At 49.1% G+C, this 17,875-nt stretch carries 16 protein-coding genes; 7 read left to right on the top strand and 9 right to left on the bottom strand.

What is annotated here, in order from left to right; genetic code table 11:
• Positions 1-7: 7 nt before the first annotated feature.
• Entirely contained in the window at positions 8-472 is a 465-nt protein-coding gene (locus MKX74_RS26330) for a phage tail protein (RefSeq protein ID WP_341180282.1), read from the top strand.
• A gap of 104 nt (positions 473-576) precedes the next feature.
• Here MKX74_RS26330 and MKX74_RS28265 read toward each other — a convergent pair whose 3' ends face one another.
• Positions 577-1,017, bottom strand: a complete 441-nt coding sequence (locus MKX74_RS28265) for a DUF5412 family protein (RefSeq protein ID WP_445667337.1) — start codon at positions 1,015-1,017, stop codon at positions 577-579.
• Between the two features lie 209 nt (positions 1,018-1,226).
• Between MKX74_RS28265 and MKX74_RS26325 the strand changes: the two genes are divergently transcribed.
• From MKX74_RS26325 to MKX74_RS26315, 3 genes are all read left to right on the top strand, one after another.
• Positions 1,227-1,448 carry a hypothetical protein gene (locus MKX74_RS26325; RefSeq protein ID WP_341180281.1) on the top strand — a complete coding sequence of 74 codons (222 nt, stop codon included), beginning with the start codon at positions 1,227-1,229 and terminating at the stop codon, positions 1,446-1,448.
• Between the two features lie 213 nt (positions 1,449-1,661).
• Positions 1,662-2,027 carry a Fic/DOC family protein gene (locus MKX74_RS26320; protein ID WP_341180280.1) on the top strand — a complete coding sequence of 122 codons (366 nt, stop codon included), beginning with the start codon at positions 1,662-1,664 and terminating at the stop codon, positions 2,025-2,027.
• A gap of 157 nt (positions 2,028-2,184) precedes the next feature.
• Entirely contained in the window at positions 2,185-2,889 is a 705-nt protein-coding gene (locus MKX74_RS26315; protein ID WP_018883972.1) for a Crp/Fnr family transcriptional regulator, read from the top strand.
• Positions 2,890-3,068: 179 nt separating this feature from the next.
• Here MKX74_RS26315 and rd read toward each other — a convergent pair whose 3' ends face one another.
• The 5 genes from rd to MKX74_RS26290 form a co-directional block, all read right to left on the bottom strand.
• Positions 3,069-3,233: a rubredoxin gene (gene rd, locus MKX74_RS26310; RefSeq protein ID WP_018883973.1), complete on the bottom strand. Its 165-nt coding sequence runs from the start codon at positions 3,231-3,233 to the stop codon at positions 3,069-3,071.
• Positions 3,234-3,358: 125 nt separating this feature from the next.
• Positions 3,359-4,540 carry an NAD(P)/FAD-dependent oxidoreductase gene (locus MKX74_RS26305; RefSeq protein ID WP_341180279.1) on the bottom strand — a complete coding sequence of 394 codons (1,182 nt, stop codon included), beginning with the start codon at positions 4,538-4,540 and terminating at the stop codon, positions 3,359-3,361.
• A gap of 97 nt (positions 4,541-4,637) precedes the next feature.
• Positions 4,638-5,873 (bottom strand): FprA family A-type flavoprotein, encoded by a 1,236-nt coding sequence (locus MKX74_RS26300; RefSeq protein WP_341180278.1) that lies wholly within the window; start codon positions 5,871-5,873, stop codon positions 4,638-4,640.
• Positions 5,874-6,196: 323 nt separating this feature from the next.
• Positions 6,197-7,849, bottom strand: a complete 1,653-nt coding sequence (locus tag MKX74_RS26295; protein ID WP_341180277.1) for a methyl-accepting chemotaxis protein — start codon at positions 7,847-7,849, stop codon at positions 6,197-6,199.
• A gap of 51 nt (positions 7,850-7,900) precedes the next feature.
• Positions 7,901-8,917, bottom strand: coding sequence for a BMP family lipoprotein (locus tag MKX74_RS26290; protein ID WP_341180276.1), 1,017 nt, complete (start codon positions 8,915-8,917; stop codon positions 7,901-7,903).
• A gap of 347 nt (positions 8,918-9,264) precedes the next feature.
• Here MKX74_RS26290 and MKX74_RS26285 point away from each other — a divergent pair, with 347 nt between their 5' ends.
• Positions 9,265-11,250, top strand: a complete 1,986-nt coding sequence (locus tag MKX74_RS26285) for a methyl-accepting chemotaxis protein (protein WP_341180275.1) — start codon at positions 9,265-9,267, stop codon at positions 11,248-11,250.
• A gap of 111 nt (positions 11,251-11,361) precedes the next feature.
• Here MKX74_RS26285 and MKX74_RS26280 read toward each other — a convergent pair whose 3' ends face one another.
• Positions 11,362-12,561, bottom strand: coding sequence for an MFS transporter (locus MKX74_RS26280; protein ID WP_341180274.1), 1,200 nt, complete (start codon positions 12,559-12,561; stop codon positions 11,362-11,364).
• Positions 12,562-12,819: 258 nt separating this feature from the next.
• Here MKX74_RS26280 and MKX74_RS26275 point away from each other — a divergent pair, with 258 nt between their 5' ends.
• Complete coding sequence (locus MKX74_RS26275) at positions 12,820-13,839, top strand: LacI family DNA-binding transcriptional regulator (RefSeq protein WP_018883980.1); 1,020 nt, start codon at positions 12,820-12,822, stop codon at positions 13,837-13,839.
• A gap of 229 nt (positions 13,840-14,068) precedes the next feature.
• Here the strand turns inward: MKX74_RS26275 and MKX74_RS26270 are convergent, their stop codons facing one another.
• On the bottom strand, positions 14,069-14,434 hold the full coding sequence (locus MKX74_RS26270; protein ID WP_341180273.1) for a VOC family protein: 366 nt from the start codon (positions 14,432-14,434) through the stop codon (positions 14,069-14,071).
• A 98-nt stretch (positions 14,435-14,532) separates the two neighbouring features.
• Positions 14,533-15,438: a helix-turn-helix domain-containing protein gene (locus tag MKX74_RS26265; protein ID WP_341180272.1), complete on the bottom strand. Its 906-nt coding sequence runs from the start codon at positions 15,436-15,438 to the stop codon at positions 14,533-14,535.
• Positions 15,439-15,543: 105 nt separating this feature from the next.
• Here MKX74_RS26265 and MKX74_RS26260 point away from each other — a divergent pair, with 105 nt between their 5' ends.
• Positions 15,544-17,610, top strand: coding sequence for a beta-galactosidase (locus tag MKX74_RS26260; protein ID WP_341180271.1), 2,067 nt, complete (start codon positions 15,544-15,546; stop codon positions 17,608-17,610).
• Positions 17,611-17,875 lie beyond the last annotated feature (265 nt).

Genomic DNA, 17,875 nt, shown 5'->3' with positions numbered 1-17,875 from the left:
GATGAAGATGTCCTATGTCGTTGATTTCAAGCATGTGTCTACCGTTGGTCTAGAGTCTTCGCCAGTAGCTGAAGCGTTAGCTGGTCTGCGTGCGAATGAAGCCCGTTACTTTATGAACAAATATAAGCATGAATTTACGGTCGTACCAGCGAGCGAATCCCGTGACACTCTTGATTATGTGAATCAGATTTTGAAGCAAGAACGTGATATTGAATTTGCGGCTAGACCTTTAGAGACATCACGCTTTCGAGTAGAGAATATCGACTGGGCTTATGTCTTCTTTGAGGACGGTCTTGAAGTTAACGTCTTGTATACGGTGGACGAGTCCAAGAAGCGTGCCGTTGGTTTTAAGCTGTCTGAGGGGATGGAAATCCCCAAGGAGTTAGAGGGCAAATTTAAATTTGCTCGGCAAAAGTCCAAGCTTGCAGGAACGATTCGAGGCTCATTTTTTGTCATTAAAGGGGAATATTAAAGTCAGCGCATGTGGAGCAGCTCAGCCATAAATACAACTTGTTCAATCAGGATTGTCTCACACACTCCAATGAAGCGAATCCTGATTGAACAAAAAAGACGACGTCAACGAGGGTCGTTCTGCAAATCAATCCGTTGACTATTAATCTGGATTGTGTGGTTATTCTCCCATTCCACATCCGCCTGATCTTGCCTTCTCTCATAATAAAGGTGCTTCTTGAACCAAAGTGGCCCTTGTTGTTCGGCTAAAATCCCATAGGTGCCCATAGCGCCCGCGTCCATTTTATAAATATGTATGGTATATGCCCGATCTGGGGACAACGAAGTAGTCATCAGCTCTTTGTGTCCTGAGAACATGTTCGTGAATGAGACCACAATGAGTAAAGCGAATAGTAGTAGGAACGAAAGAATGGTAGATAACCAGCTCCTTAACCTTGCGAACCGGCTGGAGGTATCTTGAAAACTGAGGATGGACACAAGGAAAACTAGAGTAGAAGAAATAAGAGTCACGTAGTGAGGTGGGGTGATGACCCACTGATTATACATACTGGAATAGAGCGAGTACAACGATATCGTAATTAAGATTAAGACTAAGATAAGTGCAAGCCAACTAAGCCTTCTTACCATTATTCAATCACCTCGTTTTTACGTGAGTAGAGTTTAACTGATTCACAAGAGTTCGATAGCTTTTGGGAATTTTGATTATGGTATAATACAACTAGAAGTATATTGGTTAGGAAAGGTGGACATCCTTAGTGCATATTAATGTAATAAGTCAAAACCACAAGGGATTGATTCGATTGAGAAGACTTTCAAAGCAAAATAAACTGGCTCTGCAGTATGCTCGGGCAACTCTTGCAATCGAAGGTATTCATTTTACAGCAGAAGAGAACCAATTACTGCTAGACAGAAGTAACGGACGAATGAAGAATTCTGAATTTCTAGCTCGTGCATTAGAAATTGCCAAGAATGTATAACAGTGAGGAGTCTCGATATTGTTATCCTGGTACTGATATTTTAATAAACATTCCTGGACTTATGCAACAAAAGCAGCTAGATGCTTATGAGCGATTAGTAACAGCTGACCGATTGAGAGTACTTGCTTTAAAACCGATAAAGGGTGTTTTTAACTTAAAGCACTTGTGCGCCATTCATAGATTTATTTTAAAGACGTATACCCTTTCGCGGGTATGTTACGTGAGGAAGACATTTCAAAGGGGAGTTTTCGATTTGCTCATGTGAGATTCCTTGTTAACCAGACCAATCAACTTCTAACTGAGCTAAGACAAGAAAGTTTGTTAAAGGGCCTGTCAAAACCAGTATTTATAGATAGGCTAACATACTATCTAACCGAACTAAATGTGCTTCATCCTTTCCGTGAGGGGAATGGTAGGGTTCAACGTGAGTTTATCCGTTGTTTGGCTCTAGACTCCAATTATTTCATCAATTGGGCCAATGTTGAACCTACCAGAGTTTTAGCTGCGATGATTCAGTCACCTTTTGATGATTCGCAATTAAGAGACATACTAACTTTACTAATTGAAGAAGTAGAGTGACATTTAAATTCAATTATTTCTACGTTTGTGATCGAGATCAAATACGTCCTCTCCTTGTTGTGTTATGTTACATGGACAGCGAGAATTCAGGCAACCGCCTTTCGGGTTAACCCGGTCGGGTTGCTTTTTGTTGTTGGACAGAAAGGAGAGCTGACCTATGGATAGCTGCCAGCATTGCAGTGACGCACTGTGTACACGTAAGGTTCCGATTTTTGCATCATTGACAGATGAAGACCTTGGCAAGATTAGCAAGATGGTCAAGCATCGTAAATATAAAAAGGGCAATGCACTCATTCTGGAGGAGCAGCCTTCGGAGACGCTGTTTATCGTTAGGAAGGGCTATGTTAAGCTTCTGAAAATTACTGCACTGGGCAAGGAGCAGATTCTGCGGGTGCTGTCCACAGGGGATTTCTTCGGGGAGCTAAGTATATTCAACAGCGAGGAGACCAGCAATTTTAGCGCCTATGCGCTGGAAGACACGGATATTTGCTTGTTGACCAAAAGCGACATGCAGCAGATCATTCAGGAAAATCCGGATATCTCCTTCAAGCTGCTCCAAAGTATTACAAGACGGCTCGCAGCCACCGAGAATCTGGCTCAAAGTCTGGCTACGAACGATCCCGAAATACGTATTGCCTATATGATTTTGGAGCTCGGTCATAAATATGGCCGTCCTGATCGAGATAAGCTCATCATTCACCTGCCGTTGTCACGGGAGGAGATGGCCAACTATGTAGGGGTCACACGGGAAACGATCAGCCGTAAATTCAGGAAATTCGAGCAGGACGGCATCATTGAGATCAACGGCACCAGAGAGATTGCGATTCGTGATATGCAGAGACTGAATGCGTATGTAGACTGAATCGTGAATAGATTAAAGGTTATATGCAACGCATGAAGTTGAAGAGAAGGGGTTCCCCGTTTCTCGGTATGTGGTAACAGAGAGAAGCGGGGAATACAGAAGCTGTCAGGAGCTATTTTTCCTATTATGGAAATCACGTGTGGCTTTCATGATATGAGCGCTAATCATTACATCTGACCCTATTGCTCAAGCGGCAGGAAGTGACTCTTGTCATCGCCGCACACGGGACATACCCAATCCTCGGGGAGATCCTCGAAGGCTGTACCAGGCACGATATCCTCATCAGGATCACCTACAGCCGGATCATAGATATAGCCGCAAGGCTGGCAAATATACTTTTTCATGTATAACATCTCCTTCTATTATGGTACTCGCCCTACTACATAACTCAATCAATTATGAAACTCGATCTATTACGTAACTTAATCAATAACGGAATCTGATATCAGCGCACTTAACATCAAATAGACTAGATGGAATGTACCTGTAACCCAGCTTCCTCAAGACTTAGGCCTTGCTCTATGGCTGTCTTATAAGGCAAAGCTGCACTTACATTATCGAAAATGATTGCCCCGCAAATCGAGCCATCCCTCACAAACACACGAGTATATGTCTCTGTATCCGAGCGGCGTCCACTATGGTCACACTCCTGCTCATTCACTTGTCCAATGGAGACGAGCGGCATATCAAAGGCGCCCGACACTGTCATGGGAATGGGTCTTGCGTAGACAGCCACGTCATCAGCCATATTCGTACCAGCAACTCTTCCCTGCTCCATGGCACTATTCCACAAGCCCTCTACTTTCCCCTGACACTCTGCTGCATCGCCTGCGGCATAGATATTCTGTGCACTAGTCTGCATTTGCTCATTCACGAGAATGCCAGTATTCACTTCAAGGCCGCTCTGTCGTGCCAGCTCTGCATTGGGAACTACGCCAATCGAATACACGACATGCACGCACGGCACAATTGAGCCATCTGCTAGCTCCACCGCCTCTACCGAGTCCATGCCTACAATGCTTCGTACGGCTTGCCCCAGCCTTACTTCATTACCTGTCGCCTGAATGCGCTCTGCCAGAATCGTACTAGCTTGTTCATCCAATTGACGAGCCATCAGTCGTGGAGCTTGCTCTATAATCGATACGGGATGGCCTGCTTGAATCAAAGCCCAAGCGGTCTCTACTCCCTGGATGCCACCTCCGATTACACATACGGAATCTCCGCTATGCAAGGACTGTTTCAGTTGATCTGCGTCATTTCGGGTGCGGATATGATGCACTTGGGGCAGGGACGCCCCCTTCAGCTCTAACGTCCGGTTCGTGGCACCGGTACAGAGGAGGAGCTTGTCGTATTTCACATGCTCTTCCTTCCCGGTCAGGATCGTGTTGTTTAGTGGGTCGATGGAAGTAATAGGCGTCTCGGGATAATAAGCAATCTGGTTATCGCGGAACCATTTTTCCTTTTTGATAAGTACTTTGTCGCTATGCAGGTCGGTAAATAACCCCTTGGATAATTTGACCCGGTTATAAGGAAGACCGGATTCATTGCCGTAGATCGAAATGGTAGCCCCCGCGAGTCGATCACGAATCGCCTTCGCGGCACAGATGCCAGCCACTCCCCCTCCGACAATGGCGAAATGTTGCTCGGACATAATTACTTCTCCTTCCATATGGCCCACAGCTATTTTGTATCTTGCTTGTATTTTTGTATTTCTGCATTTCTGTATTGCCTGTGATTGACGTATGACCTCAGATGGCGCTCAGCAGCAGATCCGACACGAAGTTGGCTGCATGCTTGATTTTTTGTACTTTCACCTCATCATTGGGGGCAAACCGTATGCGAACCGGGAACTCTACATGAGTCATACCCGTTGTCTTGATGACATTGGAGGTGCTCTGTACGTCCATATTGGTGGCATTCAAGTAATCCTGCACGACTTCAATCGCCTCACCGCTCCATCCGTAAGAGCCAAAGGCTGCCGCAAGCTTGCCCTCCAGATTCATATCCGCGAGCTGCTTCAGGAGACTCTCCAGCTTGCCGGTCATGTCTGCATACTTGGTGGAGCTGCCGATCCATACGGCGTCAACGGCTGCGATACTATTCAGTACATCCTGCTCATTCGCCTTGTCGATGTCCCACAGCTCGACGCTGATCTGATTGTGCTCGAAGGTGTCCTTTAGCATATTGGCAATCTTCTTGGTGTTGTTCTTGAGCGTCGTATATACGATAGCGACCTTCTTGTCCTCCGTCGTCTCTGTGCTCATGTCTGCATACAAGGAGATGAAGTTATTAATATTGTGGCGCAGGATATACCCGTGTGACGGGGCAATCATCTGGATGTCCAGATCCTTGACCGCTTCAATCAGTGTCCGAACATATCTTCTGTGTGGGTGAATGATGGCCTTGTAGTAACCAATGAAGTCTTCTGTGACATCAAATCCGGCTTCGTCGGCGAACAGGCTGTTTACGGCTACGTGTGTACTGAAAATATCGCAGGGGAACAGGATCTTGTCCTCCAGGCAGTAGGTAATCATCGTTTCCTCGGTATGGAGGTAAGGTGTCTCCTTGAACAGGAGTGTCTTCCCGCCAATGTCGAGCGTGTCTCCATCCTTGACAACCAGATAGGAACGGTGCTGCAGCTTGTACATTTGTTGAATCTCGGGTACGGCGACCTCGGTGCAGACGATCGTGGCATTGACTGCCCGAGCAGCCAGTGCAGCTAGACCACCCGAGTGATCCGGCTCCGTATGATTGATGACAATGTATTGGATATCGAGGGGATCGATAAGTCCTGTAATATGCTCAGCGAATTCTCTGCCGAATTCCATGTCCACCGTGTCGATTACGGTAGGCTTGCCTGTCTTCAACAAATAAGAATTATAGGTTGTGCCCTTCGTCAGCAGCAGTCGATGGAAAGGCACCTCACGATCATCAATTTTCCCGACCCAATAGATATCCTTGCTGATCTCAAATCCTGGTTTCATATAGTGATGACCTCCTGAGTGAAATGTAAGAACAACTTCATTGTAGTCCTTGAAGGACACTGAGGAGAGGACCCCGGTCAAGCGATAATGGAATCTGAGTGCTTGTATCATGTGATTACAATCCTTGTTGCGGAGATGGAGATGGGTATGGAATATCACAAGCTGCAACACTTGCACGCAAAAAAGCCCCTTGATCTCCAAATGCTTGAAGGCCAAGGGGCTATGAGAAATTAATACCAGCGATAGGGGGATACGAGCCTCCGCTATTTGTGCTGCTTGTCTTAGCTGTCTATCTGGTTGTCTATATAAGCAGAGCTACCTGGCTACAGCTGGAAACGCTCCAATTGACGGTGCATCTCGGCACTGATATCCCGGAGCTCCTTGACCTTGCCGGAGGCTTCCTCGAAGGACCGCTGCTGCTCGGCTGCAGATGCCGTAATCTCTTCACTGCTGGCGGCAGACTGCTCCGTAATGGCACTGATGTTCTCAATAGCCGTCTGAACCAGAATGCTGAGCTCATGCGATTGCTGCATCTCCTCCGCTACGTTCCGGATTTGCAGACTGATTCGCTCGACGCTGTCGCCGATCGAGGAGAAGGTCTGTCCTGTCTGCTCAGTAGCCGCTTCCTGCTCCGAGGATAGAGTGATGCTATTCGTTACCGACTGCTTCACCTTGTCCATGGCGGCTGTGATCTCCGTAATAGCTGTGTAGATATGCTGTACGGATTGCTCCGATTGCTCAGCAAGCTTCTTCACCTCACTGGCGACGACGGTGAATCCACGTCCAGCCTCACCGGCACGTGCGGCTTCAATCGAAGCATTGAGTGATAGGAGTGTCGTCTGGGCAGCTATGTCGGATACGAAGGCTGTCATTTCCTTGATCCGAACCGTACTGCCCTCCAGCTCCTGGAAGGTCTGCTCCATTTCAGCCATTGCCCTGCGATTGACCTCACTCAGCCGCTGCTGCTCCTGCATGACCGTGCGGCCTGCGGTTACGGTACCTAGTACCTCATTGCCATAATGCACGGATTCGGTGGTAGCCTGCAGATTGCTCTGGAAGGTCTGCTGCATCCGATCCACGACCGATACCGTCTCGCTCAAATCCTCCGCAATCTTCTGGCTGCCTTGAGACAGCTCTTCCGTCGTGCGTGTCACCTGCTGCACGATGGCCTGCATGGTCTCATTGCCGCGGTCGATATCCTGTGCCATTGAATCCACACGATACCCGGCTGCACTGATGGATTGGATCATCTGGCGTATGCTGTCGATCATCTGACGGAAGGAGACGTTCAGCTCAGCCAATTCATCCTTACCCTGTGCAGGTGGGAGCTGAACCTTGAGGTCGCCTTGAGCAATCCGGCTGGCGGCATCCTTTAGTGTCTGAATACGTCCAGCCAGCTTGCGCGAAGTATAGATGTTGAACAATGTGCTTGCAATGAGAAGGACGAGTGCGCCTGCAAGCGCGAGCTTCCAGGTGTTCTGGATGTCGTTCTCCAATGTAGCGGTGAAGGTATCGTATTGTTCACGAGTCAGCTCATTCAGCATGTAGATATCGTTCTGAATGCCTTTGACCCGGGAGCTGTAACGCTTGGCCTCCGAGCTGTTCATCTCCGCCATCGCTTGGGTAGCCCCCGCAGACAGCTCTGTCATTTTCTCCTGAATGGAGCTAATCAGGCTCATCTGACGTTCATCATGTATGAGGCTCGTCGCGAGCTGGTCGGAGATCTGCTGACCTTCCTCCAGTAGCTGTGCTACAGCGTTCTGATTCGCTGCCGACATCGAGGTGGAATAGACGTCTAGGGCCTGCTGGACCTGCATCTGGTTGGCATTCAGCTCGGATACCTTCAGCATGGCAGGCACGAGATTCTGGTTCCCGGCGTTCATTCCGAGCAATTGAAATATGATGTATGCCACCAGCATCAGGGAGGCTAGCAGCGTAATTAAGGCGTAGCTGATTAGTTTGCCTTGTAGCTTCATGGATGTGCTCCTATCTCTGATTGTGATTGGTCTTCCGTAGACAATGCTGCATTACTTCTGTAGGTTCACCTTCACTTCACCAGAAGCGAGCTTGGCCTTCAGGTCCTCGAACTGCTGCTGCTGTGCATCCGTCAGCTCAATGTTGTGAAGCTCCGTGAGCCCTACGCCATTCTCAGCCATTCCATAGACCATCACCTTGTCAGGGAAGCTATTGTTATTGCTCTTGAAGGTATCAACAGCATTTCGCATGGCGACATCGACATTTTTGAGCATCGACGTCAGGATTGCTTTTTCCGCGAGGAAAAATTGATCCGTGTCCACTCCTATAGCGTGCTTGCGCAAATCCTGAATTTCCGAAAGGGCTCCGACGCCTGTAAGTCCCGCAGCTACATAGATGACATCTGTGCCTTGCTCGTTAATCATCTGTGAAGCGAGCTCTGCTCCGAGCTCTGAGTTACCGAAATCATTTGCATAGACAGCCTCGACATTGGCATCAGGATTCACAGCCTGTACCCCTTGCTCGAAGCCCTGCTGGAAATCACGCAGAACCGGGATGTCCATGCCACCCAGGAAGCCGACCTTGTCTGCCTTGGTAGCGAAGCCTGCAATGATACCAGCCAGGAAGCTACCGTCTTCGGCTTTGAACAAAATGGAGTGCACATTAGGAAGCTCGGATTGACTATCTACAATTAAAAAGGTCTGCTCGGGATATCGCTCTGCAACCTTCTCCAGATCCACCTTAACGGTATCACTGAGCCCGATAATGAGATCTACCTTGTCTTGGGCAAAATGCTCGAAGGCCTCTTCTGTCGTCATTCCCTTCCCAGGCTCTCTATAATCAAAAATAATACTGTTCTCATTGCGTTCCTGCGCCAGACCTTCAAATGCAGCATCGTTGAAGGAACGATCCCCCAGTCCTACATCAGTAAGGACGATACCGACGGTAATTCGCCCATCCTTGCCGTCCTTGCCTGCTTCACCACCAGGTGCTGTGCATGCCGACAGGAGCAGCATGACTAGAGCAAGCTTGAAGATCAGCAGCAGCATTTTACCGTGTGTGTTTTTCATGTACGTGTGCCCTCGTTTCTTTCAATAATATCGTTGTCGTTTTATATAAGAAGGTATGTACCACTTCACATTTATCGGAAAGGTGGAGGGGGATTTTCATATGTTCAGCTGAAAGTTTACTGAAATATAACATTATTCATGAAATATTCACTATTTTCAATATTGAAGTTTGTCTTCGTGTTAGCCTCATGAGCCTGCCTCGTTGTTAGTGAACTGGTAAAAATATGCATAAAAAAAGTCTATTCCGAACCGCTTATTACGCTATTCCTCCAGCACGCTAGTACCGATATAAAAAGCATAGGCATAATAGAACATAACAACATCACAACAGAATAAGGGGAATTCATATGTCCACACTCAAGACAAAAATCCTTCTGATGGTCCTTTCCATGTGTATCCTGCTGTCGATTCCACTATCGGTGGTCTCTTTGATCAATATTGAGAAGGAAGCGACGAGGGCCGTACATTTTGAATTGCAAGGTACTGTACAGAAGGCATCAGCCAATATTAATGGCTGGGCACTTGCGCAGGCGAAGGTCGTCGAGACCCTGGGTACGACAATTCAGAATACAACTCCGCTTCATGATATTACATTAGAGCACCTGCAGGCCTATCAATTGCCTACGAACAAAGAGGATATTGCAACGATCTATTTCGGGCTAGAGGATGGAACCTATATGGATGGTGCTGGCTTCATTCCTGATGCCTCATTCGATGCTCGGGAGCGTCCATGGTACAAGGCCATCAAGGCTTCTGATCAGCTTACGATCAGTGATGCCTATGTGACTCAGGCAGGTGTGCAATCCATATTCATCGGGGTTCCATTGCATGACGAGAACGGCCAATTCCAGGGAGCCATCTCGGAGAATATTTCCTTGACCTCCATTAAGGATGAAGTGAATGCGTTGAACACGGAGCATAGCTTCAGCTTCTTGCTGGATACCGCTGGTGTGGTTCTCTCCCATCCTGACGAAACCTTGCTCAATACTCCTCTAGTCGAGCATGAAGACTATAAGGATACTGTACAAGCGATGCTGCGTGACCCAAGTGGTATGTCGGAGTATACCTATAATAACGATCGTCAGCTAATCTATTTCGAGAAGGTCCCACAGACGAACTGGATTATAGCTACTTCGATCTCGAAGGCTGCGGCTTTTGCAGAGTATACCAACGTCAGAAACTTCATCATAATCTTCGTGGTTCTGTTCTCGCTACTGATGATAGCCATTGTGTACTTCTTGTCCTATCGGGCGATCAAGCCTCTTATTGAAATGAGGGATAGTGCTGCGAAGCTGGCTGCTGGTGATGTTACTGTACGAGTCTCCATAAAGGGCAAGGATGAGATTGCGCAGCTAGGCGCCTCCTTCAACGAGATGTCAGCTTCCCTGAATGGCTTGATCAAGCAGGTGGACCATTCTGCACGACAAGTGCAGACGTCATCTCAATTAATGTCGCAGGATGCAACAGGAAGTAATGAGATCGCTATGCAGGTATCGACTGTTATCGAGGAGATTGCTAAGGGAGCGGCAGAGCAGGCTGGCTCGATTCAACTGGGTGCCGAGAGAATAGGCGAGATTAATGAAACGATTAACCAGATCTACAGTCAGACGGATCATACGCGTTCCGTAGTCGGTGACGTCACGCAAGCTATGGACAGCGGGAATGAGTCATTCGAGCGGCTGATTGCGTTGTCGGATTCAAGTCGGGAGTCGACGAGCAGGGTCGAGGCTGCCAATGAGCTGTTATTGAATAAAATTGTTGAAATCTCAACGATCACAGAAAGCATCAAGAACATCGCGGCGCAGACGAATTTGTTAGCCTTGAATGCATCGATTGAAGCAGCGCGGGCCGGGGAGCATGGCAAGGGCTTTGCCGTGGTTGCGGGGGAAGTGCGCAAGCTTGCTGAGCAATCGGCACAATCCATCGGTGGAATCAATCAGTTGCTGGGCGAGCTTGATCAGGCAGGAAATCAGAGCTCCGCAGAGCTGGAGAGGTTCCGTCAGAACAGTGCCTCCCAATTGGAGTCGATTCAAGAGACGTCAGGGTCTTTCGCCCACATTCGTCACTCGGTTGACGTCATCATTAATGCGATCAACGCCATAAGCTCCGCTATGGAGGAATTGCAAGCGGGAGCTAACCAGGTCTCCGAGGTCATGACAGGGCTGGCGGCTGTAGCGGAAGAAAGTGCAGCTTCTACCGAAGAAGCAGCTTCCTCTACGCAGGAGCAGTCCCGAACAATTAGCAACATTTCAGAGGCAGCCAGTGAACTGCTGCAGCATGCTGATCAATTGTTGGCAGAAATCAGTCGTTTCCGTACAGACAATAAAAGATAAAGATAACAACAAAACAGCGATTCTCCTTTAATCGGAGAGTCGCTGTTTACGTGTGTGGGTCCTATGCAATTTGCTGTATTAATTCTGTCAAAGCTCCTGAGAGAACGGCGGTCATACAGCCTTCCGCTTCTCTACCATATAGTAACTCAAGATAGCTCCAACCGTACCGATCGCGGCAATCAATCCTCCGACAAGGGGTACATAGACCAGTCCAGCCTGTGTGAGCACTACACCGCCAATGAAGGCACCAGCAGCGTTCCCCAGATTGAGTGCGGAATGGCTGGATGTAGCCGCAAGGCGTGGTGCCTCATGTGCCAGATTCATAATGCGCAGCTGAATACCTGGCATAATGCCGAAGGCCGCCATTCCCCATAGAAAAATAAAGATCAGTGCCAGAACCGGAATATGCAGCACGCCCGACAGGATCAGTAGCAGCGCGGACAAAATGATGAAGATGGTAATCACTGAAGGCATCAGCTTCCAGTCCGCAAGGCGCCCGCCAATGAGATTCCCCAGCGTCACACCAATTCCATACATGACCAGAATCCAGGTTACGCTACTCTCCTGAAAGCCGGCGACATCTGTCAGCATGGGGGTAATGTACGTAAACACTGCAAACATGCTGCAGCATCCGAATGCTCCCGTAGCCAGAATCAGCAGCACCTGAGGCTGAAAGAGGCTGCTGACCTCCTTAGCTAGGCTTGGTTGCTCCGTCTGTTCAATCTTGGGAATCATCGTAATAATCCCGATCAGAGATATGATGCCCATAATTGTGATAGCCCCAAAGGAAGCCCGCCAACCGAGCTGCTGCCCGATCAAGGTACCGAATGGCACGCCGATAATATTGGCAATGGTCAATCCTGCGAGTACCATCGAGACCGCGGCAGCCCGTCTATCTGGACGAACCAGTCTGGCCGCAATCAAGGACCCTGTGCCCAGGAAGGTGCCGTGGGCCAGCGCGGTAACGAGACGAGAGCCCATCAGCAATCCATAACTAGGGGCCAACGCTCCAACCAGATTCCCGATGATGAAGATGACCATCAACAGGCACAGCAGCTGCTTCTGAGCGATTTTACTAGTGGCAATGGTCAGGATGGGCGCCCCCAAGGCTACGCCAAGTGCGTAACCAGTGATCAGCTGTCCCGCCTGTGCGATCGTAACGTCCAGGTCTCTGGCCACATTGGGCAACAGCCCCATGATGACGAATTCCGTCATCCCGATGGCAAATGCCCCGGCCGTGAGGCAGAATAAAGCTAACGGAAAGCGCCTGCTGTTGCTCAAGCCTTGCTGTGATGTTTCTACTTTTTGCATGGTTTCTCTCCCGTTTTCTGAAATCTCTATCTTTTCAATATGTACATCCTATCATCTAAAATTAAAAATGAACATGGTTTCTCTTTACCATGCTCGGGACAAGCTTAATAATAGTTTTATAAAACGTTATAGAAAATTTACTAAAAAAAAAGTATACTTCTAATACAACTGTTGCGGGGATGGGAGACAGGCTAATAATGACCCGCAGGTCGGACTTGTCCGACTTACCATATTCCGCGGCGTGTAAGGAGATTAGGCATGAAAAGGTTAACGATTGAGGATGTGGCCCAGAAGGCCGGTGTATCGAAGAGTACCGTATCGCAGTATCTGAACAAGCGTTATAAATATATGAGCGATAGCACCAAGGAACGAATCGCACAGGTGATCAAGGAGCTGAATTACCAGCCGAACGGGGCTGCGCGAAGTCTGAAGAACAACCGCTCCTTCATGATCGGTATCATCGTGGCGAATCTGGACTACACGTTGTCCATCCAGGGCATCCGGGCTATCGAGAATGAGCTGCAGCAATATGGCATTCAGGTTATTATTTGCAACGCTGATGAGAATCCTGACAAGGAGAACAAGCACATTGAGATGCTGATCGCCAGGCAGGTGGATGGACTGATTATTTTCCCGACAGGCAAAAATGCAGAGGCCTACAACCGCTTGGTGGATGAGAAGTTCCCACTGGTCTTCCTGGATCGTCTGGTGGAGGGAGTCACGACGCAAAGTCTGCTTCTCGATAATGACATGGCTGTCAAGATCGGCATTCAGGAGCTGGTACAGCATGGACATCAGCGTATAGCTCTTCTGACGCCTCCACTGGGCGTGAACCGGATTACGCCCCGGGTTGAACGGGTTAGCGGGTATAAGAAGGTCATGGAGGAGTACGGACTGCCGATCCGTGAGGACTATATTCGCAGTGTATCGCGAGACGAGATCTTCTCCACACTGGATGAGCTGTTCGCGCTCGATGAGCGGCCTACCGCATTACTAGCCGGGAACGATATTGTGCTGGCGGAGATTCTCCAATATATGAATGCAAAAGGGATGCGCATCCCGCGTGACATCTCGATTATCGGCATAGATGACGCTCAGTTCGCACATATATACAATCCTTCGATTACGACGATTCGGCAGCCGATTGCTGAGATGGGCAAGCAGGCAGCCAAGACGCTGCTGTCCGCTATTGAGGAGGAGGGCGACGCGGTGCCGATCATTTATCGCTTCGTGCCGCAGCTGATTCAGGGCGAATCCGTCAGCAAGCCCGAGAACTGATCAGAGCGAAGTGACAGGATAGAGGGTCTCTGGAAAGGCATTGGGATAGAGTGTTATTGGTTGCTACTGATTATTGAGTTATCTAATGGAGCATGAAGTCCTGTTCATGTGGTAAGAATTAGATACGAGGAGCTCTCTGGCGATGCAGCTTGTTTGCGGCCGAAGAGCTCCTTTTCAGCGATTATTTCTATTCGTTCCGTTGATTGCATTGCTTGAGCTGTAGTGATGATTACATATGCTCGGCCAGTTGTACCTCGAATCCGTCCGGGTCAGCGATGTATATAAAACGCAAATGGGGATTCGGCTGGATGGGGCCGCGTACAATGGGAATACCCAATGCTATCAGGCGTTCTATAGTTTCCTCTAGTGACCTCACCTCATAACCGATGGACACGCCAGCTTCGGGTTTGAGAACGACTTCGCTGCCCTCAATCAGTTCAAGTGCTGTTTCATTTTCCATGCCCAGCATGGCAATTTGCCGTCCACGGCTTTCAAATCTGCGCTGTATCTGGAGCCCGAGCTTTCCGTGATAGAAGTGGATGGATGCCTCCAGATTGCGTACGCGCAGCGTGATCCAGTTGAGTCTGATCAACACAGTGAATCTCTCCTTTTTACGTCATATGGACAAGCGATTTCAACTTTTTTGTGATTATTCCTATTCGTTCCGTAGACTGCGCTGCTTAAGCTGTGACCTCAGTCGTATCTTTCCCGATATTCCAGAGGGGACAGCCCTGTCCAACGCTTGAACTGCCTGCTGAAATGAGAGGCGTTCTTGTAGCCAAGCCGCTTACTGATGGACTGGATCGAGAGACCAGGCTTCTTGACCAGCAAGCGCGCTTCCTTCAGCTTCAATTGGGATAAATATTGACGAGGCGACAAGCCGTATACCTTTTTGAACACCTCATATCCGTAGCCTGCACTGAGTCCGATGGATTGAATAATGCGCTCAATATACAGTCCCTCGTCCGTCTCTGCCGATTCAGGGTGGAGCACCTGCTGCTTGAACGACGTCTTGATCATCTCGGCGATTTCCTTGGCGTACTTGGTGTTGTTGATGCCTGCGGGTTGAAGGGGAGAAGGACTGCTCTCCAGCATTCGATCCAGGGCGATCAGCAGCTCCGAGAGGATGATCTGGACCTCCATTTTCGTTCGGAAGGAATAAGGGGCTTCCCGGTCGGTGAGAGCAACCCAGCGCTTCAGAATCTGCTGTAATTCAACGTTGTACTCGTGGTTGTGGCGGTACAGGATCTCGCATTTCTGAATCATGGTAGTCATGAATACAGGGTCATCAATGTCAAAGTGAGCACAAAAATACGTCATGCCCTGCGGATCGGTACAGTGAATCTCGTGCTGGAAGCCGGGCGGAATGATCAGGATATCGCCTTGCTTGACTTCATAGCTGTCCTGCTCAAGCTGTGTGGATTGGCTGCCCTCCAGCACCCAGATCATCTCGAAGGCCAGATGCAGGTCAGACGGTACATGCCAGCCTTTATCCACCTTCTGGGTATGGGCCCCGAAGAAGCTGATATTCCAATCCAGTACTGGAAGCCGCCGGGCATTCGTTAAGAGCGGGTTATCTATGGAATGATGCTCATTCATCTATATCACCTTTGATTTGGGTAAATTGTCCCCCAGGATTGACTATATTCATTCTACACGATTATCTACATAATGAATAATAAGCATGATTGACGAAGCGCTTACATGAATCCATTCGAGGAGGAGTCGCAAGTGAGCTACAAGCCCGAAAAATTATATTATGGTGTTGCCTACTACGATGAATATATGCCGTATGACCGATTGGAAGAGGACATTGCGCTGATGAAAGAAGCGGGGATCAATCTGGTGCGGATCGCCGAGAGTACATGGAGCACGCATGAGCCGCAGGATGGTGTATTCGACTTCAGCTCCGTGGATCGCGTACTGGAAGCCATGCACCGCGCTGGTATTGATGTCATTATCGGCACGCCGACCTATGCCGTACCTACCTGGCTCGTCAAGGCCTATCCCGAGGTGCTGGCCGTTACGAAGAATGGACCGGGACGCTATGGTGCCAGACAGATTATGGACATTACGAGTCCAGTCTACCTGCGCTATGCAGAGCGTATCATCCGCAAGCTGATAGCCCGTGTTGCGGAGCATCCGGCCGTCATCGGCTTCCAGGTAGATAATGAGACGAAGCATTATGGAACGGTCGGTCCCAACGTTCAGTTCATGTTCGTCAAGTATATGAAGGACAAGTTCGGTGGCGACCTGGATCAGCTGAACCATGAATACGGACTGGACTACTGGAGCAATCGCATTAACAGCTGGGAGGACTTCCCGTCTGTCGTCGGCACCATCAATGGAAGTCTGGGCGCGGAATTTTCCCGTTTTCAGCGGCAACTTGTAACGGACTTCCTCGCTTGGCAGGTGGAGCTGGTACGGGAATATGCGCGAGAGGATCAATTTGTCACCCATAACTTTGATTTTGAATGGCGGGGCTATTCCTATGGTATACAGCCAGACGTGAACCATTTCGAGGCCTCCAAGGCTCTTGATGTGACAGGGGTAGATATCTATCATCCGAGTCAGGGAGAACTGACTGGGCTGGAAATATCCTTCGGCGGAGACATTATACGCTCGACCAAGCACCAGCCATACTTCGTGCTGGAGACCGAGGCGCAGGCATTCAAGCAGTGGGTTCCATATCCTGGCCAGCTTCGTCAGCAGGCATATAGCCATCTCGCCTCCGGGGCGGTCATGGTCGAATATTGGCACTGGCACTCGATTCACAATTCGGCGGAGACATATTGGAAGGGCTTGCTCAGTCATGACCTGCGGCCGAATCCGGTATATAACGAAGCGAAGATCATCGGGCGCGAATTCGCTCAGATCTCTGGCCGACTGACTGGCTTGCGGAAGCAGAATAAGGTAGGTATGGTCATCAGTAACGAGAGCTACACCGCACTTGAATGGTTCCCATTCGCAGGAAGACCGTTCAGCGGGCAGACGCCTTACAATTACAACGATGTATTCCGTTTGCTCTATGACCAGCTCTATCGCATGAATATCGGTGTCGACATTCTGAACCCGGAAAATGGACAGCTGGAGGACTATGACCTCATCGTCGTGCCACCGCTGTACACCGTGTCTGATTCATATTTGCAGCGCTTGAACCGCTACGTGGAGCAGGGGGGACATGTCGTTTATGCCTTCAAATCCGGCTTCACCGACGAGAACGTCAAGGTGCGTACAGTCATGCAGCCCGGGATTATCAGCGAGGCGTGTGGAGCGACCTATCAGCTGTTCGTCGAGCCACGGGGCACTCGCCTGAAGAGTGGCGTACTGGAGCTTGCAGGGCTGGATACAGAGGTGAAGGAATGGATGGAGCTGCTGGTACCAGAGGGTGCAGAGGTACTGGCCTCTTACGATCATCCGCATTGGGGTGAGTATGCAGCCATTACAAGGAATCGCTTTGGCAAAGGCAGTGCGGCCTACATCGGGTGCTTCACGACACCGGAGGTCATCCGTGCGGTGCTGGAGCACATTGTAAGGGACATCGGTCTATGGGGCGCGGATCAGGAGCTGTCATTCCCGGTTGTTGTGAAGCATAGCGTGAATGAGCAAGGCCAGCAGGTGCATTTCTATTTCAACTATTCGGATGAGCCGCTATCTCTGAACTATACGTATGGTGCTGGACATTCTCTTTTGAGTGACGAGCAGATTACACAGGGGCAGCAGCTTACACTGGAGTCATGGGGAACCGTTATTATTGAGGAGCAGTCGTAATTGTTCGGATATTAGGTGCGTGAATGCTTGTTCGCTTTTGGCAAGTCTTGCAGAATAAGTGAAGTATATTGCATATCTATACTCTGTTCAATAATCGTCATACTTCCTCTCTTGCAACAAAGAAGGACCACCGCCCTCCAAGGAAATTGGAGAGGCGGTGGTCCTTAACTATTTCAGTCAGGAATGCTGCCTATATGGTCCATACGTCTAGTAAAGGTACAGTACCAAGATATAGTGCCAAGGTATAGTGCCAAGATATTGTACC

Source organism: Paenibacillus sp. FSL K6-1230 (assembly GCF_038002385.1).
GTDB lineage: Bacteria > Bacillota > Bacilli > Paenibacillales > Paenibacillaceae > Paenibacillus > Paenibacillus massiliensis.
Note: the sequence above shows the minus strand (reverse complement) of the source record. Positions and strands in the feature narration are given on the sequence as shown.